We start from the raw sequence: 25,224 nt of genomic DNA on the forward strand, positions 1-25,224 counted from the left end.
TTAGTTACCTGACAGCAAGTTCTAGCGTAATCTTTTGATATAAAGCAAGTACCATTGTATCTTGTTGCAAAAGACTTTAAAAAAGCTATGCCTGGTAGTTATGAAAATACAGTAGTATCATTTTTGATACGCTATAAGGTGCATCATATACTTTTTTGGGCATGTTATCATTTTGTTTGGTGGACGGTATATACCAATAGTATTAGTGCAGTTATAGACTCGTTTGAATATACCCATACCATTATTAAGTATTTGGGTTATGTGGTAGTACAAGCGGTTGGAGTATATTTTTGTCTGTATGTTCTCATTCCAAAATACTTGATCAAAGGCAAGTACCTTCATTTTTTTATTTCAGTTGCTATTGTGATTTTAGGTATGGCTGCCCTAATAACAGCAAATTATTTTTTTGCGGCGAGCTTCTCTGAACAATCGGTTTATGTACTATTCAAAATTAGCCCTGCAACACCCGCTACTATTTTTTTACATAATGCCCTATCTTCCTGTATTTCGGCTACAACCTTAGGCATGAGCATTAAGTTGGCTAAGAATTGGCTAGATGCTCAAAAACGACAGCAACTATTGGAAAAAGAGAAGCTAGAAACCGAACTGAAATTTCTAAAATCACAATTCAATCCGCACTTCCTTTTCAATACCATAAATAGCATTTTTGTATTAATCAACAAGAATCCTGAAATGGCATCAGAATCGTTGGTGAAATTTTCCAGTCTAATGCGTTATCAATTGTATGAATGCAATAGCAATCAAATACCACTACGAAACGAACTTGCATACATTGAAAGTTTTATTGAACTGGAAAGTTTAAGACAGAATGATAATTTTGATCTTGAAATTAAGATTCCTAAAATAACAGCTGAAACTCTTACCGTTGCACCATTTATATTAATTCCGTTTATAGAAAATGCCTTTAAACATATTTCAGAAGATAAAGAATTGCGAAAATGGCTTAACCTTTCTATCGGCATAGAAAATAATCAGCTTAATTTTGAACTGAGTAATAGTGCTAATTATGAGGTTCGCCATCAATTGCCGGAAGGGATAAATTATGGTGGATTAGGACTCAAAAATGTAAAGCGTAGGTTAGATTTAATTTATCCAAATGCGCATGTGCTTCTTATTAAAAAAGGTAAAGATGTACACACCGTAAAGCTAGTTCTAACACTTGCCCATATTGTTAGGGCACACTTAAAAAAGGTTTCGGTATGATGCGATGTATTGTTATAGATGATGAGCCGCTGGCTAGGGAATGTATAACCAACTATATAGACCAGATAGATATGCTAACCTGTGTAGGCACAGGTACGTCTGCTTTAGATATACCGCGTATTTTAGAAAAAACTGATGTAGACTTGCTTTTTCTGGATGTACAAATGCCTCTTATGAACGGTCTAGAATATTTAAAATCTAATCCTAATGCACCTATGACCATTTTAACTACAGCATTTCCAAATTACGCCATTGATGGGTTTAACCTTAATGTACTAGACTATTTGTTAAAGCCTATTTCCTTTAATCGTTTCTTTACCGCAATTACAAAAGCCCGCCACCAATATCAACTCATAAATAATGGTATAGCATTAGTGAAAGAAGAGGAGAGTGGTTGCTTTTTTATAAAATGCGATGGTAAATACGAAAAAATTAATCACCATGATATTCTTTTTGTACAAGCCATGCAGAACTATGTGATCATACAAACTGATAAACGTAAATACGTTACATTATTGTTCTTAAAAAATGTACAAGAGAAGTTAAGTCAAGATGCTTTTATACGAGTTCACAAATCATATATAGTCGCTATTGATAAAATTGAAGGTGTCGCCCAACACGAACTACAAATAGGAGCACATAAAATTCCACTAAGCAGAAATTATCGTAAAGAGGTCGTGCCTAAAATAATTGGAGATAATCTTTGGGATAAAAAAGATATCTAACCGCTTCCCTTATTTTCTTTTAATTTTTTTCAGGATTATACCTCCATCCTTTTGTTCTAATAAGTGTATGTATTGGTCTGGATATATATATACCTTGTTTTTTACTAAAACTACCATTTTTACTACCAAAGTCAAAAAGGGATTCATGCTTAATTTTGTTGTAGATAAAAACAATAGCAGTAGCTATACTTAAAATAAAAATCATGAAAACAATAACAAATACAAATGCACTTGAACAAGCTCTTGCACTAGAAGTTCCTACACGAGAAACTTCATTAAGACGCGATCCATCTGTTGCTCAATTTTGGAATGACAACCGTACATTGTTAGAAGACGCTTGGGCAGAATGGGAAACTGAAAATAAAGACGATTTGTTGGTTCCTGATGAATCATTACTTGACCCACGTTTACGTAAAGCAATTAAAGACGCTTGGGAAAATCCTGAAAAAGAATCTGCTGTTGCCGATTTGTGGGAAGAAATTATTCCTGGTGTTTATGTTGCACAATTTTTTGATCTTGAACGTTTAGCAGAATTCCGCAGTTATTTAGAAGATGTGGTCAACTCAAAGATTCCGAAACGCGCACCTTACGGTATTCAGTTGAATCGTTATGGTATGATGTTAGATCCACGATCTGAAGGTCATCTTGCAGCTCCTAATTTTCAGGTATTTTATAATGAAATGATGGATCGTTACATGCGTCCAATTGCGCGTTTACTACTTGGCACTTATGGCTACGATAACCAAACCTTTGGTTTCTCTATTCAGTACAATCCAGATAAGGATAAAGATTTGCATGCACATACCGATGCCTCGGCAGCTACCTTAAATATTAATATTAACTTACCTGATGAAGAATTTACTGGATCAGAAGTTGATTTCTATGATAAATCTTCCGGAAAAACGGTACAAACAACTTTTGAACCAGGTAAGGCAATACTACACCGTGGTAATGTGCCGCATGCTACACACCCAATTACCAGCGGACAACGTAGTAATTTAGTAGTATGGTTATACGGAGATCGTATGCAAATACCACGAGGTAGTACCAGTAGCTATGGTGGTGGCAATAATACCGCAACAAACGTTGTTTCGGCGGAAGACATTACAGGACGCCAGCGTTGGAGTTTACCAGATGGTCCTAAAGATACCATTGCACCATTTTAATATGACTTGAAAAGCGTTATTGCTTAGAAACACATATAAAATTGTAGCGGTTATTTTACTGCTACAATTTCATTATAAGAATAAAAAGAAATAGCATGAAAAAATATATACTCATTACAGGAAGTACAGATGGTATAGGCAAACTTTTAGCGTTACGTTTAGCGAAAGAGGGAAACTTTGTGGCTATCCATGGTAGAAACCAAACAAAATTAGAAACTACATTAAAAGAAATAAAAGAGCAATCCAATAACGAAAATATAATTGGCTTTTTAGCGGATTTTTCAAGTCTAGCAGATGTTAAAAAAATGGCTGCAGATCTCATTGAAAAAATGCCGAAAATTGATGTACTGGTAAATAATGCAGGTATTTTAACCAGTAAGAACAATAGTATTCCTTCGGGAATTGATATTCGTTTGGCGGTAAATTATTTAGCACCGTATCAACTTACCAATTCAGTTTTAAGTTTACTTAAAAAATCAGAAGCCCCACGCGTGGTAAATTTGAGTTCAGCGGCACAGTCTCCGGTTTCATTGATCGCATTAGAAGGAATAGCGAAATTAGGTGCTAATGAAGCCTACGCGCAAAGCAAATTAGCCTTAACCATGTGGAGTTTTGATTTGGCTGCGAAAGAACCTAGTATTCTTGTGGTAGCCGTAAACCCTGGTTCATTATTAAATACTAAAATGGCGAAAGAAGCATACGGACAACATTGGTCGCCCGCTGAAAAAGGGGTAGATATTCTTTATGATTTAAGCATGACAGATTTAGCAAAAACCGGTCAGTATTTCGATAATGATAAAGGTTCGTATGCAACTGCACATCCGGATGCATATAACAGTGAAAAAATAAAGGAACTTTTGAAGACTACAGATCAATTGATTTAAGCAATCTTGTTTGGTTAATTTTTCCATTGCAATGCTAGCAATTCATCGAAAAGAGGGCTAATATCAAAATATAAGGTATTATTTCTGGTTATCAATTTAATAGGATTAATGTTCAATCAATTAAAAGAAACTTCGATGAAGAATAGAAACCAATACAATACTGTCTTGTTTTGTTTGATTTTTGCCTTTATCTCTTCATGTTCCAGTGATGATACAAGTGATGATTTAGACGCGACAAACACAACGGAAGAAAACCTAATTGAAGATGCTGAACCGAATGAGGAGGAGGAATCCACTAGTGACACTGGAGAAAATGATGATGCTACAGAAACCGATAACTCATCACCATGTAATGCTGAAAATAGTGTATACAATGAGGCTGAGGGACTTGTAATGGTTGAATTTGAAAGTGGTCAATTTAGTGACGATTGGGAATTGAAAACACAAGGTGATAACTACACAGGAGATGGTTACATGGTTTGGACAGGAGACCAGTTTCTTGGTAGTCCCGGAAATGGAACGGTAACCTTCAAACTGAATATTACCACACCTGGTACATATCGATTTGAATGGCGTTCTTCTGTAACAACGGGAGATCAGGGTACAGAACATAACGACTCTTGGTTAAGATTTGCCGATGCAGATGATTTCTTTGGAGAAAAAAATGACAGTAGAGTATACCCAAAAGATACCGGCAAAACCCCTAACCCTAACGGGTCGTCTAAAGATGGCTGGTTTAAAATTTATAGAAGTGGTAACGACTTGGATTTTAAATGGAATACATCAACAAGCGATAATGATGCCCATAAAATATACGTGACTTTTAATACCGCTAAAATTTATACAATGGAAGTCTCGGCACGTTCTTCGGGCCATGCCATAGATAAATTTGCTTTATTTTCTTCTTCTTGGACCATGAATGAGGCAACAGCAGACTCCATCGAAAGTAGTGTGGTTACATGTAATTAGTCTTTTCCAAATGGTTTGTTATGGCATTTTAGCATTAATGAATCTAAATGTTAGAATAATTTATATGTATTAAGCTTAAATTATACTTCAGGAAATTTAAATTATAATGCTGAGATTAATTTTAATTGGTCTCGGCATTTGCTATATTATAAAACGATTAAATAATGCCAAAAGTTTCAAAATAATTTAGGAATTTCAAATGGAATTGAAGTTATTGCACGATTAAATTCTATTCAAAATAATGGATGACTTAATTACATTTTCAATTGCCGTTTTTACTGGCTTTTTTGCCATTACAAACCCAATTTCCAATATGACCGTTTTTTTATCGTTGACCCAAGGTGCCGATACTAAAACCAAGGAGGATATCAATAAAAGGGCAAATTTAATTGCGTTTATAATTGTATTGGTTTTTGTTCTTTTAGGAAAGTATATTTTTGAGTTGTTCAATATCAGTATTCCTGCATTTAAGATAACCGGTGGAATCCTTATTTTCTATATCGGTTTTGAAATGCTACAATCTAAACAATCGAACGTAAAAAATATTAAACATGTGAACATCGATGAAAATATCGCTGTTTCACCACTTGCCATTCCTATTTTAGCAGGTCCTGGTACTATTGTAACCGCAATGAACTTTGTATCTAGTGCCCAACCTGTTCATATTGCCATCGTTATCGCAATATTTGGATTCATGAGTCTATTAACCTACTTCACTTTTAGACTTAGTAACTTGATCGTAAAATTGGTTGGCTTTAATGTGATATCGGTAATCGGTAAAATTATGGGTTTAATCATTGCCATAATCGGTACAGGTATGATTATAGAAGGCATTAAACTTTCCTTTGATCTAATGACAAATTAATTGGCTTAAATGACCATAGCTATAGGTTCTTAATTTATACGACATGAAAAAAGTACTTGTTCTGTTTGCGCATCCGAAGTTTGAGAAATCACGTGCAAATAGCATTTTGGTGAATTATATTAAAGATAAAGAGGGTGTAACTTTTCATGACCTGTACGAACAGTATCCAGATTTTCATATTGATGTCCACTTTGAAAAAAAATTGTTGGAAGAACATGATGTTATCATATGGCATCATCCTATGTACTGGTATAGTTGTCCTCCCTTATTAAAACAATGGATAGATATGGTCTTAGAGTTCAATTGGGCGTACGGACCAAATGGTAAGGCCTTGGAATCAAAAATATGCTTAAACGCAATAACTACTGGGGGCAGTAAAGAATTGTATTGTACACAAGGTAGTAATAGCTATACCATAACAGAATTTTTAAGACCTTTTGAGCAAACCGCAAATTTGTGTCTTATGAACTACCATAAACCATTTACCGTTATGGGCACTTATAAATTGACTGATGATCACCTAAATGAATACGGTGTTCAATACAGCTCATTGATAGATCGCCTACAGAAAGAAATAACCGTGCTTAGTTCTTCATAGCACACAAGCTTGTCGTTTACCATAAAAAACCAAACCAACTATGACCGGAAGTCTACTTTTTGTTGCCATTGTTTTCTTATTAGGCGCTATTATCTGTGTTTCGTTAGCCAAAAGATTAGGACTAAGTTCTGTTATTGGATATTTAATTGCAGGTGTGTTAATAGGTCCTTATGTGTTAGGTTTCATTGGTGAAGAAGGGGATGATATTCTTCATTTTGCTGAATTTGGAGTAGTCATCATGTTATTTCTTATAGGCTTGGAAATTGAGCCTAAGAACTTCTGGAATATGAGAAAGAGCATTACTGGCATGGGGGGCTTACAAGTTGCCGGCACTATGATACTATCTTACCTGTTCTTCATCTTTTTAGATTATGATTGGAAAGTTGCATTGGTCATCTCTATGGCCATTGCATTGTCATCTACCGCAATAGCAATGCAGACGATTAAGGAAAAAGGTTTAATGGATACCACGTTTGGTAATTCGGCATTTTCAATTTTACTTTTTCAAGATATTATTGTCATATTCATGTTGGGTGCTATTCCGTTGCTTTCCAATACAAATAGCGAAACCAACGGCAATGAACATGAAGCCACCGGAAATCTTTTAGATAGCTTACCTATGGGCTACCAGACCTTGGCAATTATTCTATCGGTATTTCTGATTATTGGAGCTGGTAGATATTTGATCGTACCCATGTTGAGAAGAGTCGCAAAAACAGGTGTTCGTGAGTTGTTGATCGCATCTGCTTTTCTAATCGTATTCAGTATTTCGTTTTTAATGGAGTACGTTGGTCTTTCTCCGGCTTTGGGCGCTTTCTTAGGCGGAGTGGTTTTATCCAGCAGCGAATATAAACATGAACTCGAAAGTACTTTAGAGCCTTTTAAAAATCTAATGTTAGGTCTGTTCTTTATTGCAGTTGGAGCATCGATCAACTTTGTTATAATCGCAAAAATGCCTTGGACGATAGGAGGTATTCTAATTACCGTTATCCTCATTAAAGCATTGGTACTGTTCATTACCGGACAAGTATTTAAATTGAAATTGGACCAAAAACTATTATTGACTTTTGGATTGGCGCAAGTAGGGGAATTTGCATTCGTTCTTTTATCCTTTGCTTTTCAACTAAATATTCTTGAACAAGAGCAAATGGATATTCTTTTGGTCATTACCGCATTGACCATGTCTTTAACTCCCATCATAAGTATTATTAACGAACGTTTTATTTTACCCAAAATCGGTACTAAAGAATCAATTAAAAGACCAATGGACCATATTGCAAAGACACAAAACGTAATCTTGGTTGGTTTTGGTCATTTTGGTAGTACTGTGGGGCGATTTCTTCGTTCTCATGGTATTGAAGCTACTATTTTGGATCAAGATTCCAATCGCGTAGATTTTCTTCGTAAAATGGGATTTGAAGTTTATTATGGTGATGCTACCAGAATAGATCTTTTGGAATCTGCAGGAATAGCAGAAGCCAAAATTTTAATATGCGCCATTGATAACCCAAGCATTACAAAAAGAATTACTTCTCTTGTAAAAGAACATTATCCTTATGTGGAGCTAATGATAAGAGCACAAAACCGATATGATGCCTATGAGTTACTGAATATGGGCTTTGAGAATATCTATAGAGAATCTCTTGATACATCACTTTCACTGGCCAAAGATGTCCTTAGCAAATTAGGCTTTAGAAAATACACGCTGAACAGGCAAGTTCAAAATTTTATTAAATATGATGAATCTAGTTTAAGAAGATTGGCATCTGAATCTAAAGAAGATGAAAATTACATTTTTAAAGCTCGTAAAGAACTGGAAGAGCAAGAACGATTGTTGGAAGAAGACTTTAAAAGAGGAATTGTAGAATATGATAATCATTGGGACAGTGAGTCCATTAGAAAAGTATTAAAGAATCAACAAAATAACACTAACCCATAAACTTTACATTGCATCAAAGACAAAAAAATGGGGTTTTAACTTCTATAAAATATGCTTATTAGTAGATAAAAAAGTCCGTATCATCTATTTTCTCTCACTTTAAAAGGTATCCGATTAAACCACTGCAGCAATAAACTGTCAAAGTATTGAACGTAAAAATAAAAGTTTAACCTTTTAAATTTTAAACGATGAAAACAATTACTAGAACATATGCAGTACTTAGTGTGTTATTAATTGCATTTGCCTTACCAAGTAATGCGCAAACACGTAAAAGAACAACAACAAAAACCACTACTACCAAAACAGTTACAAAAACGCCTGGTAGGGTTTCAAGTAAAAAAGTAGTGTACAAAACACCTACCAAGAAAGTGGTTTCGGTAAGATCGGTGCCAAACAAAACAGTGGTTAGACATAACGGTCAAAGCTATTACTATTCCAATAACAAATATTACACGCAATCAAGAGGTAGATATATCGCTATTGCTCCTAAAATTGGATTTAGAATAAATACCCTACCTCCAAATTCCGTTAGGGTCAGATTTAACAATCACCTATATTTTAATGTTGGAGGAACGTTTTATATAGAATCAAATTCTGGATACGAAGTGGTGGAGCCAGAAATTGGCACTGTGGTCTATGAATTGCCAGATGGGTATGAAAAAGTAACTATTGACGGTTTTACATATTACGAGTATGCAAACATTCTGTATGAAAAAATACAAATAGATGGTTCTAGAGCTTACGAAGTAGTAGGTATTATTGATATGGAATAATAAAGATTATAAATGGAGTTTTAAAGGGCTTATCTTAATTGATAAGCCCTTTATTATTTGTATATTTTTGAAAAATGACAATCGTTAGTTTTTATAGTAATTCATTTGTTTAGTTTTACTATTGCTTAAAAGATTATATCATAATCCATAGAACAACAATACATGCCATCTAGAAGTCACCAGTTTTTAATTTTCATGATTGCCCTTATTTTAGTTAGTGCCATGCCGAGCAATATAGATGTTAAAGAGCATGTGCTAACATTTAATATTGTACATAAAGATAAAGTCATTGGTAATTTAACAGCAACAAAGACGATAAGCGATGCTACTATTCGTTACAAAAGTATTACGGCTATAAAAACTAGAATAATCAAAGAAATTGAGGTAGACTATAAATACGATGTGTTATACGAAAATGAACTTTTAAAAAAATCAAGTGTTGTTATTGATGTCAATGATAAACCTTATGCCGATATCATTACCCACAAAGAGCAGAATACCTATCAGATTATTAAAAATAGTAAGAAAGAAATGACCGTAGAAGGTGATATTGATTATGCGACCATATTACTATATTTCAAAGAACCTATTGGTGTCGATCGCTGTTTTTCTGAGCAAGACGGTAGTTTTAATAGTATTGTTTCTTTAGGTAACCACGTCTATAAAAAGATAAATGCCAAAAATCATGAAAATGTATATTATTATACAGACGGATTTTTGCAAAAAGCGGAAATTAATGGAGGATTAATAAAGTTTGAATTAATAGCCCAGAATTGATGTAAAACATAATTTGAAAATTTCAATAATTCGAACATGAATACAGGATTAGTTTTATCTGGAGGAGGTATAAGGGGTGTTGCACATATTGGAGCTATAAAAGCCTTGGAAGAACATGGTATTTTCCCCAATCATATTTCTGGAACTAGTGCTGGTGCAATTGTGGGTGCACTATATGCCGGAGGCATAACATGGCAAGAGATTTTAAAATTTTTCAAAGAAATACCCATTTTCCATACCAATAGATTCGCACGTAGAAAACCAGGTTTGCTGGATACAGAGAAATTTTATGACGAGTTTAAAAAATTCTTTCCAAATGATGATTTTAAATCGTTACCAAAATCCTTGTTTATAACGGCTACAGATATTATTAAAGGTGAATTGGTGATTTTTAAAGAAGGCCAGTTGATCAAACCGGTTTTAGCTTCTGCAACTTTTCCGGGTGTTTTTTCACCAATCGATATTGACGGAAATTTTTACATTGATGGGGGAGTGTTGAACAATTTTCCGGTAGAACCACTTATAACTAGATGTGATACCCTTATTGGAAGTTATGTAAATGCTTTAAAACCTGTTCAAATTACCGATTTAAAGCATTCATATAATGTGCTTGATAGGGCATATAAAATAAAATCAGCCGCTGAGTCACTTGCAAAATTTTCTGCCTGCAAGTTTGTAATCTCTCCTAACGAATTATGTGAGTTTGCCACTTTTGATATGAGAAATATTGATTCCATTTTCAAAATTGGCTATGATAGCACCATTAATGTTTTAAATGAATTAGATTACGGAAAGTAAGCTTTAATTTACACCTTTACATACTGCGAACGTTCCATAAAGAAATCTTCGAATCGTTCCAATTTTGGAGATAGCTTTTCAGCATATAGAACATACTGGCATTTCATTATACTTTGCGAAACGGTAATCATTGCAGTATAATTCGATTTTTGACTTAGAAAATCGCCATCATCGATGCTGCATATTTTTAATTGTGATGTACTTACTCCATTTAATAAAAACAATTTGTGCAAGGTGGTGGGAGTCGTGATTAAAATATCGATCCCTTCAAATATTTCCGATTTTTGAATATCAATATGCAATTCCTTATAACTGGCATATAGTCTCATATCCGTATACTTGGTATACTCGAAAAACTTATCATAAAGTTCCAATACCTTTTCCTTATTCTCAACAACCACAACGGCTCTAGGCGCATTTCCCTCGGCTTTACATTGTAGTTTTTGTAGGGTGGTCAAAATTAAAGTTGTCGTCTTTCCACTTTCTTTTGGTCCAGTACAATACACATTTGCACCACTTTTTATTATTGGAATACTCTTTTTCTGAAGTTTGGTAGGTTCTTCAATAGAAAAATTTGACAACCTTTCAAGTAAATGCGGATTCAGTTTTTTAAATGCCATAAATTGCTCCTCTTTTTAAACAAGTTGCTAGTTTACAAAGATACTATCTACAAAGGGCTATACCAATTAGATAGTGCTTTTAAGTGCTAACTGTACAGTATTAGAAATACACCAAGCATGATCCCTGCCAGCGGTACCAGTTTCTTACGTTTATTCTGTTCCTTAAATATAAAACCTCCAATAACTACAGCAATCAATATTTGACTTCGTTTTATGGCGGACAACAGCATGATCAACGCGTCTGGATCTTGTAATGCCTTAAAATAGAAATAATCAGCTATTTGCAGTAAAATACCAACCAACGGTATGGTCCAACGCCAAGTAAAGGCTTTTCTCTTTTCTTTAAAAGGAAACCAGGTAATGGTAAGTATGATCAATAAGAACAAAACGGTATAAAAGCAAAACCAGAATTGTAATGTTTGCGGATTTAATGCTAAACTTTGTATTAAGAACTTATCGTACAATCCGCTAGAAGCTCCTAAAAAAGTTGCTCCTACAATGGCAAAAATCCACTTATTTCGCTTAAAATGAATTCCTTCTTTTTTTCCTATTCTGGAATACAAAATCACCGAAAATATAATGAGAAAAAAACCTATCCACTGCCACGAATTCGGCTTTTCTTGGTAAATGGTAATAGCACCTATAAAAGTAAAAAACGGACCAGCGGAACGTATGGGCGTAACAATGGTTATAGGTAAATGTTTTAATGCCTGATAAGCCAACACCCATGATGCCGCCATTATAGCCGATTTTATTGCGATAAACCCGTGTGTTTTAAGAGGAATATTGGTAATATAAAAATCTATGGATACCATATAATCCTTAAAAAACAAAGACCCAAGATAAAAGGGCAGGAGCAATAAAAACCCCGATGAGATAGTGCCCAGTAGTACAGGAAAAACTTCATTGCCCTGCACCGCATGCTTTTTGCATAAGTTATGTAATCCTAAAAATAAAGCTGCTAAAAGTCCAAGGTACATCCACATAATGCGCGCGAAGATATTGGTTTTCTACTATTAGTTCATATTAAGAAAACTTTATGCAACCTATTGAAATAAAAAAAGGGGATGCCTCTCTACAAGACATCCCCTTTTTCAACACTCAAACTAAATTTTAATAGGCCATCTTAACGATTTTCTCAGCGTCTTCTGGCAGTAAAGCTTGTCGTTCACCTAATTTCCAACCACGATCTGTAAAGCGTTTAGAAATTTCTTCGGCAGTACCTTCATATTCTTTCGTGTAATCCGATAATTTGGTATCGATTCCTAATTCATGAAAGAATGCTTCGGTCTTTTCAATGGCCGCATAAGCCTTATCATCAACACTACCTTCGGTTATATTCCAAACACGTTCACCGTACTGTGCCAATTTTTCCTTTTTAGCTTCAAAATAATATTTGTAGTGACTTGGTGCCACTATAGCCAAGGTACGTGCATGATCAATACCGAACAAAGCAGTTAACTCATGACCCATCATATGTACGGCCCAGTCGCCAGGAACTCCTTTTTGAATTAAACCGTTCAGTGCCATTGTACAGCTCCACATAAAATCTGCAGCTGGTTTATAATCTGTTGGGTCTTTCAAAACTTTTGGTGCCACATCGATCAATGTCTGTAGAATACTTTCGGCAAACCTATCTTGCAATAATGCATCTATCGGGTAGGTCATATATTGCTCTAGAACATGGGTAAAAGCATCTGTAATACCATTTGCCAATTGGCGCTCTGGTATAGATGTAATTACCTGTGGATCTAGGATAGAAAACTCTGGGAACAATCCTGGTCCGCCCATAGCCAATTTTTCTTTGGTTTCGGCTCTAGTGATTACCGCGCCAGAATTCATTTCAGAACCTGTAGCCGGCAATGTCAATACGGTGCCAAAAGGCATCCCTTTTTTGGTTCTCACATTTTTGGTAAGTATATCCCAAGGCGTATCACCATCATACACCGCAGCTGCCGATAAAAATTTTGTTCCATCAATAACAGAACCACCACCAACAGCAAGTAGATAATTTATATTTTCTTTTTTTATGACCTTTAATGCTTCCATTAAGGTTGCATATTCAGGATTGGCTGGTATACCACCAAACTCGATCATATCTACATCTGATAATGCCTTGGTTACTTGATCGTATATTCCATTTTTTTTGATACTACCTCCACCATAAAGCATTAAAACTTTAGCATCAGCAGGTATTTCACTTTCTAATTTCGCTATGGTATCCTTTCCAAAAATAATCTTGGTAGGGTTCTTAAATTCAAAATTGTTCATTTTCTCTCTTCTTTTTAATTTGTAATCTATATTTATAATTTGATAAAAGGTTACTCTATAACCGTTACCAAATCTTTCATTGGTTTTCTAACCTTTACTAGATTAACCAACCAATCTTCACTTTCATTTCTATAACCTAGTGGTAACAAAACAGCACTACGTAATCCTTTTTCGCGTAAGCCTAAAATTTTGTCTACGGCATCTGGATCAAACCCTTCAATTGGGGTAGCATCTACCTCTTCAAAAGCTGCTGCTGCTATGGCTTGAGAAAAAGCAATGTAAGCCTGTTTTGCGGCATGATTGAAGTTTTCTTCAGCATCTTTCTGTGGGTATGAGTCCAATAACATGTTACGGTAGTTTTCCCATCCTTCGTTTTTAAACCCACGTATCTCGTTTGTTAGATCGAACATGTAATTAATACGTTCAACGGTATAGGTGTCCCAAGCAGCAAAAACTAAAAGGTGAGAACAATCGGTTATCATAGATTGATTCCAAGCTACTGGTCTTATTTGTTCCTTTATATCTTGATTTTTAACGACAATGATTTCAAATGGCTGCAAACCGCTTGAAGTAGGAGCAAGGCGAGCAGCTTCTAATATACGGTCTACCTTATCTTCCGCCACTTTTTCGCCGTTCATTGCTTTAGCAGCGTATCTCCAGTTTAATTTATCTAATAATTCCATTCTAAAATTTATTTAAGTTGTTTTTGCTAATTGTTCTATATCGTCTGATGTAATAATTACATTGGTATTACTTGTAGTATTCGCTATATTCAACATCGCCTGCGCTATGCAATCGGCATTGACTATTTTATATTTTTTCAGCGGACCGATAAATAAGGGTTGTATAATTTTAAATACAACAAGACCTATCTTTTCCAAAACCCTACGTTCATCTCTATTTCCACCAATTAAAGAAGGTCTCAAAATAGCGGTCTTTTGTATGCCCTGATCCAAAACACCTTGCTCCATTTCACCTTTGGTACGATTATAAAAAACACTACTTTTTTTATTGGCACCCATGGCAGAAACCACTATAAAGGTTTTGATTCCGTTTTCTTTAGAAAGCTTGGCCGCTGCTACCGGTATACCATAATCTATGGCTTTATACCTTTCTTTATCGGGAGTCTTTTTCGCGGTAGTCCCTATACAACAATACACTTCATCTCCTGTAAACTCATTCTTGAACTGATCCAAGACCAACAAATTACCAATATGCTGATGTACTTTATTGGGCAAACCATCAATTCTAGACCTTGAAAATAGTTTTATGGTTTGGTACCTTTCGTCACCTATTAGGCGATCTAAAAGTAATCCGCCGGTTAAACCGGATGCTCCTAATATTATAGCTGTCTTTTTCATACTATTCACACACTTTTATACTATTCCAAGCTGCTTCATAGGCTTGGTTTAATTGAGGCTCGTCTAATTGAACAGAGCCACGGTTTTGGGCTATGACCAAAAATGAAAGCGGATTTATAGCGTAGGCATACAGCATGTACTCAGACATGGGTTTTATAACACCCTCCTTTATTCCACGCCTCCAAAGGTCCAATAGAGGTTGTAAGTGCTTAATACCTTCTTGTCTACTAGCTTCATCGATCATAGGAGTATTATCACATTGTGCTAAAAACATAGAATTGGCACACTCTTTCATTTTAAATTCGGCAATACGTTTCCATATGACCTCAAAACCCTTTTCTACTGTCATGCTTTCGTCATAAGTGGCAAAAGCATATTCAGTATACTTAGACTTCACTTCTATATAAGTTTTATTGACCAAGTCTTGCTTATTTTCAAAATACAGATATATAGTAGCTGGTGATACACAGGCCATTTTTGCTATTTTACTCATTGGCGTAGCGTGAAAACCATTGTTGTTCACAAGTTCTATGGTTGCATTAATAAGTGCATTACGTTTGTCTATACTTTTTTGAAGTGCTGCCATAAGTCTAATTCTTTACACAAAGTTACAAAAAATGAATGTTCATTCTTTTTTATTAACACAACTTTAATCATACCATTAAAATACAATATCCTCATAAATTCTAAGAACTTCCTATAATAACTTTATACCACAATTCACTAACTTTAAGATGTCTAATAAAGGTAGTTCCCACGTCCTTTTCATTTACTACATCTACTAACCTTACTAGGTATTCCATAACACATGTATAAAATTCTATCTTTAGATGGCGGCGGAAGTTGGGCAATAATTCAATTGCTTACCTTAAAAGATCGTTACGGAAATTTAAACGGTCACCAAATACTTCAAAAATTTGATTTAATTATTGCAAACTCAGGGGGCAGTATCGTTTTGGCGGCATTGGCAGAAAATTATACATTAGACAAGGCAATTGCCCTTTTTAAGGAGAAAAGTAACAGGGAGCTTATATTTCATAAAAATACTTTTAAAGACCGCTATTTTCCGGTGGATTATCTCGGACTCTTCAATGCAGGTTTCGGACCTAAATATAGTGCCAAAAGAAAAAAGGAAGCGTTTGAGAGCTTGTTTCCCGAAATCGATAAAATACAAATGGATGAACTTCCAAAACTCATTGGAAAGAATTCCCTTAAAATTGTTGTTGCAACATACGATGCACTGAACAATCGTGCAAAATTTTTTAAATCGTTCTCATCGAATTCCGAAGGAGATGATTCCGTTAGACTTACACAGGCCATAAACGCTTCATCTAACGCTCCCGTACAATATTTTGATTTTCCTGCACGCTTTAAGGCCAAGGGTAGCGAAATATTCTATGAGCTTTGGGACGGTGCTCTCGGCGGATTCAACAATCCTATTTTAGCAGGAATCATTGAGGCATATAAATTGGGAGTAGACCTAAATACCATTCGCGTTGTTTCTTTAGGCACCAGTAATTCCTTAATGTCAGCAGATTCTAAAAGGGACTTTTGGAACTGGAAACAAATTGCGCTTCAATTCAGAAGAAAGAAATTCCATTTTTCAAAATGGAAACCTCAATTTAATTTTTTTAAAGAAACGGTACTGCACCAAGCTAAAACCATATTATATCAACCGCCAGACACCGCCAATTACATTGCTATGATGTTCTTAAAAGCTGCAACGGGCAATAAACCCAATGAGCAGATTATTAGATTATCACCTTTAATACATTATGATACCCATAGTGCTGAAGAAATTATTCCATTGATCCAACAGCTCTATAAAATGGATATGGACTTAACTACAGATGAAGAAATCGATAAATTAATAAAGTGTTTTATTGGTTGGAAAAACGGACTGATCTATAATCAGCCTATTGAATTTAGAGTAGAACGTAGTAATGACCTTCTTTTCTTACAGGGCGATAAATGGTATAAAGACGCTATAGAAAGGTGGTTTACGTGGGACAGTAAATCTTAAAGCAAATAATTTTAGTTACAAGATAGAACAAACGAAAAGATTTTGTTAAATTTAACATAATTGATTTTTTAGCTCACTTACATGAGATAAACTATCAAATAATTACACTAAACACTATATTTTTATGAAAAACACTTTACAAAGAACAGGTAAATTTTTAGCTATCGGATGTGCATTAGGTGCATTCGTTTTCACATCTTGTACAGAAGATAAATTAGATTCTGAAGTCGAATTAGTACAAGAAGTTAAACCGCTTGAAATTGCCTTAAAAACCCCCACTGATAATCCTATAATTATTGATGATTTAGGAATTACAGATGTTCAAACTGCGAAATCCAGTAATGCAGAAAAAGGTCGTTATAATATCACTTTAAAGTATTTATTGCCTCCAACAGATAGACAAGTTGAAGTTTTCGAAGCTGCAGCCGCCAGATGGGAAAGAATTATTATTAAAGATGTACCAGATGTTTCTGGTCCAGTACCGTCTGCTTTTCAAGGTTTTCCTGATATTGATACCATAGATGACCTCGTTATTGAAGTAGCATTAGCACCAATAGATGGCCCTGGTGGAATTCTTGGTCAAGCTGGACCTCAATTTGTAAGAACAGAAGATTTCTTATCATTGACAGGAGTTATGTTCTTTGACGTGGATGATTTAGATTTTCTTGAAGAAATAGACTTATTTGAAGAGGTTATTGTTCATGAAATGGGGCATGTTTTAGGAATAGGTACACTTTGGAATACAGTTCCTTTTGGTTTTGATAGAACCCTAAGGGCAGGTCCAGATAGCAATCCATATTTTACAGGAAAAAAAGCAAACGTTTTTTGGAATGCTGAAGGTGGTACAAATGAGTTACCGATTGAAAATATGGGAGGACCAGGTACTGCTTTAGGTCATTGGAGAGAATCTACTTTAAATAATGAACTAATGACAGGTTTCTTGAATCTAGGAGAAAATCCATTAAGTAGAATTACAGCTGGATCTATGAGAGATCTTGGTTATGGTTCTGCTTCCGTTGGAGAGTCTTATGACCTACCACGTGGAACAGAAGGAGTAGACATCAATGAATTAGGTGATGAAGGTACGGCTGAAAATCCTGGACTTAATATTGCTAAAATGGAGGTTTTATTAGGTATTAGAGGATTTGTCAATACGAGCAAATAATCAATATAATCATTTAGATTTTAAGCCTGCATCATATAATTATGATGCAGGCTTTTTTTTACATGGCTATATCTGTTATTACTTTAGCCGAATTTGGTTATCGTACCGAGTTTAGAGAATTGGCTCCTAGTCTATAGAAAATTAAAATATTAACTATACAAGGTATTATCATGAGAAATCACATGCTCTTTCACCTTGTTCTGAAACTCCTGTGGCGTCTGTTCCGCATGCTGTTTAAAGAACCTACTAAAATAGGAGTGATCTTTAAAATCTAGGTTATAGGCAATTTCTTTAATGGTATTCTCACTATGAATAATTTGGCGTTTTGCCTCAAGAATTAAACGGTCATGAATTAATTGTACTCCGGTTTTATCCAGCTTTTCTTTTAATATTTGATTTAAGCGCTTGGCACTTATACCTAATTGCTCTGCGTAGAATTTTGCATTTCGTTCTTCTTTATAGTTATTTTCCAATAATAACATAAACTCGTAAACCCTTTTTTCATTAATATCCTGCAGGGTAAAATGCTGCTCTTTTAAATGTATCAGCTTTAATAGAAAGACCTTTAAAAGGGCTTTGATCATAACCAGGTTTACGGTTTCCTTATTGTAATCATCTTTCAATAACTGCAATACGGTCGTTAAGCCTTTACTGGTTTCTTCATTTACCTGAAGACACGAAAACTCACCTTGTATATTGAACATTCTAAAAACGTCTAACAAAAATTCCTTTAGATCGCCTTCCAACAATTCTTGTTTAAAAGAAATCAACACTCCATTCTTACCTGCCTTGTTCAATTGATGAACCCGGTATGGCGGTATTAGATAAATCCAATCTCCTCTTAATGTTTGAAAATCGTGCTGTGGTTCATGAAGTGCATCTTCATTGACCAACCATACGATCTCAAAAAAATCTCTTCTAGCTGGGTCGTTTAAATAAGCTGGTGGACAGTTACCTAAATCTTTAATGTATAATACTTTATCACTCAGCATAGCTTTTATTTATAAATGATCTAATTAATTATCAGTTATCATTTTAATCCATCAAAATGACCTTGTTTCCAAAATGTACCACAAAAATAGCGAATTCTACCATCAATAAATTAGGTATTGGCAAATTGTACCAGACATCTACCAAATAGTGTCACTTTCCTTATAAAACTCACAATAACTTTGTACCCAGTTAGTAAAAGAAGAACAAACAAAGTCAATTTAGCTATGGAGGATACACTTAAAAATAAGGAAACACAATTAGTGGAAAGTGCAATGAACATTATTATAAATGAGCATATAAAATTGACACACTCCATTAATTATTATGAAATAGCAAGTTTGATTCCGACAATAAACAATGCCAAAAACATTTTTGTAATGGGAGCAGGCAGAACAGGATTGATGATGAAAGCATCGGCAATGCGACTAATGCACCTAGGGTATCAAGTACATGTTGTAGGTGAAACTACCGCACCGGCGATTAAAGAAGGAGATGTATTGATTGCTGGATCAGGATCGGGCACAACGAGTGGTATCGTTAGGGCTGCTGAAACTGCTAAAAAAGTAGGGGCAGGGTTAATTTGTTTTTCCACTAACAACACATCTCCTTTGGCAACTATGTCTGACCAAACAGTTGTTATACCCGCAGCACAAAAACAGGCAAGAGATGAAAATGTTTCTAAACAGTATGCCGGTAGCCTTTTTGAACAATCATTGCTTTTGACATTCGATGCATTGATACAAACCCTTTGGGATCTAGACGGCAGCACAGCATCTGAATTATGGAAACGTCACGCAAACATGGAATAAGAACAAGTTTAAATAAATAATAATTAGAACATTAAAATAGCATATTATGGCAAAATTACAAGTAGCGATCGATTTATTGAATATAGATGACGCAATAGCACTAGCAACAAAAGTTGCTCCTTACATCGACATTATCGAACTAGGAACTCCGCTTATAAAAAGTGAAGGTTTAGCTGGTATCAGAAAAATGAAAGATGCTTTCCCAGATAAATTGGTATTGGCTGATTTTAAAACTGCCGATGCAGGTGAACTAGAAGCAAATATGGCTTTTGGAGCTGGTGCAGATTACATTACGGTATTAGGTGCAACAGGCGATTCTACCATTGCAGGTGCTGTTAAAGCGGCAAAAGAGCATGGTAAAGGTGTTGTTGTCGATACTATCGGTGTAAAAGATAGAGTTAAACGTGCGCAAGAAGCTATTGCATTAGGTGCAGAGTTTGTTGAGCTACATGCCGGTTTAGATGAGCAAGCAGAAGATGGTTACTCTATACAGGTACTTATTGATGAAGCAACTAGAGCAGGAGTGGCAGTTTCTATTGCCGGTGGTGTTAATTTAAGCAGTATTACCGCGGTTAAAAACTCTGGTGTTACAGTTGCAGTAGCCGGTGCCGCTATATATGGTGCAGAAGATCCTGCCAATGCAGCCAAAGAATTACAAGAATTGGCAATGGCATAAGCAGGTAGAAGACGAAAGTGGTACTTTTACAGCAACTTAAATCCCCATTTTTAATGGGGATTTGTTGTTTCTAGCTAGTTCTGTTTTGGTCGTAAACCAATAAATAATATCGTAGAAATCAGTAACAATAACAGATACCAGGTATTACTTACCAAATCAATATAGCTAATACTGCCGTTTGCAAAGCTCAAAATCATAAGCACCTGAGCTCCATAAGGGAGTAATCCTTGCGTTATACACGCAAAAACATCTAAAATTGATGCAGTTTGTTTGTTTTCCAATGCATATTCATCGTTTATGGATTTTGCAATTGGTCCAGATATAATTATTGAGACCGTATTGTTCGCAATTGCCATATTTATGGTAGATACTAAGGCGGCAATACCAAATTGGGCAGACTTCTTACTTTTTACCAAGGTTTTGATTTTAAGTAGAATAAATTCTATACCGCCATTGTATGTTACCAAAGCAGCCAATCCTCCAGTTAATAAAGACAACAAGAATATCTCCGTCATATTGGTAAATCCGGTATACGATATTCGTGTAAATTCTAAAATGGTAAAGTCTCCATAGAAAACTCCCAAAATTCCCGCAGAAATTGCCCCTAATACAAGAGTTACAAATACGTTTACACCTATTACAGAAAGTGTAATCACAATTAAATAAGGTACGATCTTAAGTATGGAATAACTGTATGCTTCCATTTCCAACCCTTGTGTATCCATGACCAACCCTTGATAGATTAAAATTATCATGCTTATAAAGGCCGCCGGGACAGCTATTTTGATATTGGCCTTAAATTTATCGCTCATTTTAACGTTTAACGATTGTGTTGCCGCAATTGTAGTATCAGAAATTACAGAAAGGTTATCACCGAACATAGCCCCTCCTAATAATGCGCCACACAAAATTGCCAATGAAAAATTACCGGTATCTGCAAAACCCATAACGATTGGAGCCAATGCTACAATTGCACCTACGGAAGTTCCTGTTGAGATCGACAAAAATGCGGCGATGACAAATACACCTACATAAATAAACTGCCCACTAATTACATCTAGACCTAAATGCACTATAGCGTCTACACTACCCATTGCCTTGGTTGTAGCTGCAAAAGCCCCTGCAAGTAAATATATTAGGCACATTGTAAGTATTTTATCATTACCACAACCTTTTAACAGAACAGCTATTTTCTCGTCCATTGCTTGTTTAAACATGAGAAATGCCACTAAAATTCCTGCGATAACGGCAATAGGAGCGGGGAGTGCATAAAAATCTTGCTGAAAAATACCCACACCTAAAAACACGATAATGAATACTAAAAATGGAAATAATGCCTTATAATTGGCAACTACAGCTTTAACTTGGCTCATAAAATTCTTTTTACAGAACCTCAACTAACGCAATAGCAAATACAAAAGGAAGGTGTTAACGTTTTTTCCAAAGGTATTGGCTTATCACTTTTAGCACCTTGCTCGTTATTGCAGGTTGCTATCTCTATTTGAGATTCTTGATAAATTAAGGGCGCAAAAATAATCAACTGTTAACTCATAAAATCAGATTTTATATTAATTATAACATTAATTGTTCTGCTTGTGTCTTGATTCTATCACATAGGTTACATTCAAATATTTTAACCTAGCCAAATTACCCATTCACTGAATAACGAATCTCATTCACTGAGAAGCCGCATTCTCATTTAAACTTCTATCTACCTTTATCATCTAAACAGAGACTCGCAACTATAAACTTAGATGCTTAAACAATTTAACAACCTTTAAAAATTTGAATGATGAGTAAAATGAAATTTAAATTAGGGACTGTCTCTTTATTCTTGATCTTATTATCCTTAGCCTCTTGTAGTGATGATTCTGATGATGTCTCTATTACTGAAGAAGATATAACCGATGATAGTAGCGATACTACAGAAGCAAGCAGTACCGTTGATAGTGATTCTTATATTCTTGCCATTGCGCCAGACACCGGAGTATATTTAATTGATCATGACGGTAATACCTTGTTCGATTGGGACTTTAACGGTGATCAATTGGGTAATGATGCCATGCTTCAATCTGATGGTAGTTTGGTATCTACGATAAAAGTGGATAATCCCCGAATATCATTTGGCGGTTATGGTGGGGCATTTAGAAAGATCAATGCTGATCAAACTATTGAATGGGAAGTTGAATATTCTTCTAATACCTATATAGCTCACCATGATATAAATTATTTGTCCAACGGTAACATCATATTTCCGGTATGGGAAGAAGTAAGTGCTGCAGATGCTGCTGAAATGGGCTTTTCTGGCAATTTTGATATATACCCCGAAGCCATTATAGAAATGAACCCTTTAACCCAAGAAATAGTATGGGAGTGGCATGCTACAGATCATTTGGTACAAGATTACGATGAAAGTAAGTCAAATTTTGGTGTTGTTGGCGATGTACCCAACTTAATAGATGTTAATTATAATAATGATCAAACAGATGGCGATATCATGCACGTTAATGGTATTACGCTAGATGAAACTAATGACCTGTTATATATGACAGTAAACTTTTATAGTGAGGTTTGGGTCATTGATCACAGCACCACTACAGAAGAAGCTGCGACAAGTACTGGAGGAAACTACAATTTGGGTGGCGATTTGGTATACCGTTTTGGTAATCCTCTTGCTTATGATAATGTTGGTGAAGTGACCATGAACAGAGTTCATTACCCTAACCTTTTTGATGACAATAAAATGCTGGTTTTTGTAAATAACAAATACGATAACCAGTCGGCAGTAGCGGAATATCAACTGAGTCCGCCATACGAATTAGTGGCCGGTCAAGACAATGAACCGGAATTAATATGGGAATTTACAGATAGCGACCTATATAGCAATGGCTTAGGTAGCGGTGTTAGAATGAGCAATGGCAACACTCTAATCAGTGAAGGAACAGGAGCGATCTGGGAAGTGAACAGTGACGGGGACGTTCTATGGAGATATACAAATTACACTAGACCTTGGCGAGCTTATGCGTTCACCAAAGATGATGATGCCATAACTGCATTGGGTCTATAATACGATAGTTTTTTTGATTGATTGATTGATGATGAAGAGCTCCAATAGCAATGTTGGAGCTTTTCTACTTTTAATCCATCTATATTATGAAATCAAAACAATTAGCATTGTTCAAACATGTTACCATTAAAGATTCAGGTATTCACTTTAAATCTTATGGCATCCACTTAAAATTCTTCTTTAGTCCTTGTTTAATCAATAGGTTTACGATTCCAAAAAATTACTAAGATCAAAAAAAATGAAAACATATACTATGCTAATATTGATACTTGTTTTGGCTATTGGCCAAGCTCAAAATACAGAGGATAACATTACATATCACAGCATTGTAGACGAAGAGCATATTATCGTCGAGTTAAGTACAGTTGACCAAGCTACTATGATGTCTATGTTGCACCGAGGCTTTTATGTGTATTTTGATGCTAAAGGAAAAAAGAAGAAAAATGTTTCTATTCAATATCCAATCAATAGGACTCCGCCACAGCGTCCAGAAAGAAATGAAAGAGATAATAATACTCGTGAAAAAACGGATGAACAAGAGCGGAAAAGACCAGACATGAACGAGCTATTGGAAGAAATGCCCAGAACGGCACGCTTTATTAATTTTGATTATGAAGAAGAATTTCATTTAGACCTAAACAATTTGGGCGCTACGATAAACTATAACTATGACGAAGCTTCAAAAGAACTTCGTTATCAATTAAAAATACCAAAAAATAGTATTGCTGATAATGACACCAAATTAACCAAATTATCCATTGGTATTGTGACTCCAAAAATAACATCCGAAACAAAAACTGAAAGCTCAAATGTAAGCTTTGGTGGTGGAGGACAAGGTGGCGGACCGGGAGGCGGCAGAGGTGGTCAAGGTGGTGGTCCTGGTGGTGGCGGTCGAGGAGGTTCTCATGGCGCACCACCACAAGATGAACGACCTGAAGAAGTCTCAATCAATATTTGGTTTAAGGCTGATGCCTTCAATTGAGCAATACATCACTTTTCATCTATTGATTCTATAGATACGTAGTAATAATTACACTATTGGTATATAATGTTTTCACTTACTAAGAGGTAAAGATACTTTTGTAATACATTAATATTAAAAACACATAACCATGAAAAAAGTAATTGCAACGTTTATCATTATTGCTTCAATAACCAGTTGTAACAGTGTAAAGAACATGAACACGTCATCAATGTCCGATGCTGCTACATTATTAAGCTCACTAAGTTCTAATTCTACGGTACAGCAAGTGGCGAGCTTATTTAGCTTATTGGATACTAATAACGATGAAGCTATTAGTTCAACCGAAGCTATTGGAGAAGTATCTGAAAATTTTGAAGTGCTGGATACAAATAATAACTCTAGTTTAAATCTTACAGAATTGGAAGGTATACTTGGTTTGTTAAAATAAAACCTTCCATATAAACGTATTCTCCCCCGAATACGTTTATTTCATTTTTAGTTCATTACAAAAAACCCCTGTTTGTTACAAACAGGGGTTTTTATATTGCTGCGTAATA

26 protein-coding genes and 1 riboswitch are annotated in these 25,224 nt (G+C 35.2%); of the genes, 18 read left to right on the forward strand and 8 right to left on the reverse strand.

All coding sequences use genetic code 11. The features are described 5' to 3' along the window. The first annotated feature begins 54 nt into the window (after positions 1-54). From DCS95_RS01600 to DCS95_RS01655, 11 genes are all read left to right on the forward strand, one after another. Complete coding sequence (locus DCS95_RS01600) at positions 55-1,224, forward strand: sensor histidine kinase (RefSeq protein ID WP_116769098.1); 1,170 nt, start codon at positions 55-57, stop codon at positions 1,222-1,224. Then, entirely contained in the window at positions 1,221-1,949 is a 729-nt protein-coding gene (locus DCS95_RS01605) for a LytR/AlgR family response regulator transcription factor (protein ID WP_116769099.1), read from the forward strand. The genes DCS95_RS01600 and DCS95_RS01605 overlap by 4 nt, the downstream gene beginning before the upstream one ends. Before the next feature lie 203 nt (positions 1,950-2,152). Beyond that, positions 2,153-3,115, forward strand: coding sequence for a 2OG-Fe(II) oxygenase family protein (locus tag DCS95_RS01615; RefSeq protein WP_116769101.1), 963 nt, complete (start codon positions 2,153-2,155; stop codon positions 3,113-3,115). A 95-nt stretch (positions 3,116-3,210) separates the two neighbouring features. Next, positions 3,211-3,999 (forward strand): SDR family NAD(P)-dependent oxidoreductase, encoded by a 789-nt coding sequence (locus tag DCS95_RS01620; RefSeq protein WP_116769102.1) that lies wholly within the window; start codon positions 3,211-3,213, stop codon positions 3,997-3,999. A 135-nt stretch (positions 4,000-4,134) separates the two neighbouring features. Beyond that, entirely contained in the window at positions 4,135-4,968 is an 834-nt protein-coding gene (locus tag DCS95_RS01625; protein ID WP_116770115.1) for a hypothetical protein, read from the forward strand. 241 nt (positions 4,969-5,209) lie between these two features. Beyond that, positions 5,210-5,833 carry a MarC family protein gene (locus DCS95_RS01630; RefSeq protein ID WP_116769103.1) on the forward strand — a complete coding sequence of 208 codons (624 nt, stop codon included), beginning with the start codon at positions 5,210-5,212 and terminating at the stop codon, positions 5,831-5,833. A 43-nt stretch (positions 5,834-5,876) separates the two neighbouring features. Continuing rightward, the gene (locus DCS95_RS01635; RefSeq protein ID WP_116769104.1) at positions 5,877-6,431 is read left to right on the forward strand and encodes an NAD(P)H-dependent oxidoreductase; all 555 of its coding nucleotides are present in this window, start codon (positions 5,877-5,879) and stop codon (positions 6,429-6,431) included. Positions 6,432-6,471: 40 nt separating this feature from the next. After that, on the forward strand, positions 6,472-8,370 hold the full coding sequence (locus DCS95_RS01640; protein ID WP_116769105.1) for a monovalent cation:proton antiporter-2 (CPA2) family protein: 1,899 nt from the start codon (positions 6,472-6,474) through the stop codon (positions 8,368-8,370). A gap of 188 nt (positions 8,371-8,558) precedes the next feature. Continuing rightward, the gene (locus DCS95_RS01645; RefSeq protein ID WP_116769106.1) at positions 8,559-9,143 is read left to right on the forward strand and encodes a DUF6515 family protein; all 585 of its coding nucleotides are present in this window, start codon (positions 8,559-8,561) and stop codon (positions 9,141-9,143) included. A gap of 162 nt (positions 9,144-9,305) precedes the next feature. After that, positions 9,306-9,920 (forward strand): DUF6134 family protein, encoded by a 615-nt coding sequence (locus DCS95_RS01650; RefSeq protein ID WP_164674101.1) that lies wholly within the window; start codon positions 9,306-9,308, stop codon positions 9,918-9,920. Positions 9,921-9,956: 36 nt separating this feature from the next. After that, positions 9,957-10,718: a patatin-like phospholipase family protein gene (locus DCS95_RS01655; RefSeq protein ID WP_116769108.1), complete on the forward strand. Its 762-nt coding sequence runs from the start codon at positions 9,957-9,959 to the stop codon at positions 10,716-10,718. An 8-nt stretch (positions 10,719-10,726) separates the two neighbouring features. On the opposite strand, the gene DCS95_RS01660 is transcribed toward DCS95_RS01655, so the two are convergent. From DCS95_RS01660 to DCS95_RS01685, 6 genes are all read right to left on the reverse strand, one after another. Further along, positions 10,727-11,338: a DEAD/DEAH box helicase gene (locus DCS95_RS01660; RefSeq protein ID WP_116769109.1), complete on the reverse strand. Its 612-nt coding sequence runs from the start codon at positions 11,336-11,338 to the stop codon at positions 10,727-10,729. 86 nt (positions 11,339-11,424) lie between these two features. Beyond that, positions 11,425-12,324: an EamA family transporter gene (locus tag DCS95_RS01665; RefSeq protein ID WP_116769110.1), complete on the reverse strand. Its 900-nt coding sequence runs from the start codon at positions 12,322-12,324 to the stop codon at positions 11,425-11,427. A gap of 127 nt (positions 12,325-12,451) precedes the next feature. After that, on the reverse strand, positions 12,452-13,609 hold the full coding sequence (locus DCS95_RS01670; protein ID WP_116769111.1) for an iron-containing alcohol dehydrogenase: 1,158 nt from the start codon (positions 13,607-13,609) through the stop codon (positions 12,452-12,454). Positions 13,610-13,659: 50 nt separating this feature from the next. Beyond that, entirely contained in the window at positions 13,660-14,292 is a 633-nt protein-coding gene (locus DCS95_RS01675; protein WP_116769112.1) for a nitroreductase family protein, read from the reverse strand. Between the two features lie 12 nt (positions 14,293-14,304). Further along, positions 14,305-14,970: an NAD(P)H-binding protein gene (locus DCS95_RS01680; RefSeq protein WP_116769113.1), complete on the reverse strand. Its 666-nt coding sequence runs from the start codon at positions 14,968-14,970 to the stop codon at positions 14,305-14,307. Position 14,971: 1 nt separating this feature from the next. Next, a complete protein-coding gene (locus DCS95_RS01685) occupies positions 14,972-15,556 on the reverse strand; it encodes a TetR/AcrR family transcriptional regulator (protein ID WP_116769114.1) in 585 nt (194 codons plus the stop codon). 222 nt (positions 15,557-15,778) lie between these two features. Between DCS95_RS01685 and DCS95_RS01690 the strand changes: the two genes are divergently transcribed. Both DCS95_RS01690 and DCS95_RS01695 read left to right on the forward strand, forming a co-directional pair. Continuing rightward, positions 15,779-16,993, forward strand: a complete 1,215-nt coding sequence (locus tag DCS95_RS01690) for a patatin-like phospholipase family protein (protein ID WP_116769115.1) — start codon at positions 15,779-15,781, stop codon at positions 16,991-16,993. 124 nt (positions 16,994-17,117) lie between these two features. Beyond that, positions 17,118-18,158: a leishmanolysin-related zinc metalloendopeptidase gene (locus DCS95_RS01695; RefSeq protein WP_116769116.1), complete on the forward strand. Its 1,041-nt coding sequence runs from the start codon at positions 17,118-17,120 to the stop codon at positions 18,156-18,158. Positions 18,159-18,307: 149 nt separating this feature from the next. On the opposite strand, the gene DCS95_RS01700 is transcribed toward DCS95_RS01695, so the two are convergent. Continuing rightward, the gene (locus DCS95_RS01700) at positions 18,308-19,150 is read right to left on the reverse strand and encodes a helix-turn-helix domain-containing protein (RefSeq protein ID WP_071342277.1); all 843 of its coding nucleotides are present in this window, start codon (positions 19,148-19,150) and stop codon (positions 18,308-18,310) included. A gap of 225 nt (positions 19,151-19,375) precedes the next feature. Here DCS95_RS01700 and hxlB point away from each other — a divergent pair, with 225 nt between their 5' ends. Next, the gene (gene hxlB / locus DCS95_RS01705) at positions 19,376-19,960 is read left to right on the forward strand and encodes a 6-phospho-3-hexuloisomerase (RefSeq protein WP_116769117.1); all 585 of its coding nucleotides are present in this window, start codon (positions 19,376-19,378) and stop codon (positions 19,958-19,960) included. Between the two features lie 46 nt (positions 19,961-20,006). Beyond that, positions 20,007-20,636 (forward strand): 3-hexulose-6-phosphate synthase, encoded by a 630-nt coding sequence (hxlA, locus tag DCS95_RS01710; RefSeq protein WP_091604148.1) that lies wholly within the window; start codon positions 20,007-20,009, stop codon positions 20,634-20,636. A 74-nt stretch (positions 20,637-20,710) separates the two neighbouring features. Here the strand turns inward: hxlA and DCS95_RS01715 are convergent, their stop codons facing one another. Next, a complete protein-coding gene (locus tag DCS95_RS01715; protein ID WP_116769118.1) occupies positions 20,711-22,009 on the reverse strand; it encodes a Na+/H+ antiporter NhaC family protein in 1,299 nt (432 codons plus the stop codon). 51 nt (positions 22,010-22,060) lie between these two features. Next, a riboswitch (SAM-I-IV-variant riboswitch) is annotated at positions 22,061-22,158 on the reverse strand. A 279-nt stretch (positions 22,159-22,437) separates the two neighbouring features. Here DCS95_RS01715 and DCS95_RS01720 point away from each other — a divergent pair. From DCS95_RS01720 to DCS95_RS01730, 3 genes are all read left to right on the forward strand, one after another. Then, positions 22,438-23,703, forward strand: a complete 1,266-nt coding sequence (locus DCS95_RS01720; protein ID WP_116770116.1) for an aryl-sulfate sulfotransferase — start codon at positions 22,438-22,440, stop codon at positions 23,701-23,703. A 238-nt stretch (positions 23,704-23,941) separates the two neighbouring features. Beyond that, complete coding sequence (locus DCS95_RS20390; protein ID WP_208630724.1) at positions 23,942-24,685, forward strand: hypothetical protein; 744 nt, start codon at positions 23,942-23,944, stop codon at positions 24,683-24,685. Positions 24,686-24,815: 130 nt separating this feature from the next. After that, positions 24,816-25,115, forward strand: coding sequence for an EF-hand domain-containing protein (locus DCS95_RS01730; protein WP_116769119.1), 300 nt, complete (start codon positions 24,816-24,818; stop codon positions 25,113-25,115). Positions 25,116-25,224: the final 109 nt, after the last annotated feature.

Source organism: Maribacter litoralis (genome assembly GCF_003075045.1).
In the GTDB taxonomy this organism is placed as follows: Bacteria; Bacteroidota; Bacteroidia; order Flavobacteriales; family Flavobacteriaceae; genus Maribacter; species Maribacter litoralis.